The following is a 539-nucleotide window of genomic DNA, read 5'->3' as shown; positions in this document are numbered from 1 at the left end:
AAGCCGTACCCCAGCGACCTGTCCGACGCCCGGTGGGCCCTGATCGAGCCGACGCCGACGGCCTGGAGAAAGGCCCGGCTCGACCGCAGACCCACCGGCCGGCCAAGGTCGATTTACGTGACGTCTTCGACGCGCTCCTCTACGTCAACCGCACCGGAATCCCCTGGAAATGCCTCCCGCACGACCTCCCGGACCACGGCACCGTCTGTGCCTGCTACGCCGCGTGGCGCGACGAAGGAATCTTCGCCCGGCCCGATCACGACCTGACCGGACCGGCCCGGGTGAAGGAGGGGCGCAAGCCCGAGCCGACCGCCTCCGTCATCGACACCCAGAGCGTGAAGACCTCCGCCAATGCGCCCGTGACCGGCCAGGGAACCGATGCCGCGAAGAAGATCGTGGGCCGGAAGCGGGGCCTCCTCGCCGACACCATCGGCCTGATCCTCGCCGTGACCGTCACCGCCGCGGGCCTCTCCGAAAACGCCGTGGGGACACGACTTCTTGACCAGGCCAAGGAAACGTATCCGACCATCACGAAAAGC

Annotated in this window: 1 pseudogene; it reads left to right on the top strand. The window is 68.3% G+C overall.

What is annotated here, in order from left to right:
• A pseudogene (locus JL475_RS39340) lies at positions 1–539 on the top strand (transposase); the annotation flags it as partial.

This window comes from Streptomyces sp. M2CJ-2, from assembly GCF_016757295.1.
In the GTDB taxonomy this organism is placed as follows: Bacteria; Actinomycetota; Actinomycetes; order Streptomycetales; family Streptomycetaceae; genus Streptomyces.
Note: the sequence above shows the minus strand (reverse complement) of the source record. Positions and strands in the feature narration are given on the sequence as shown.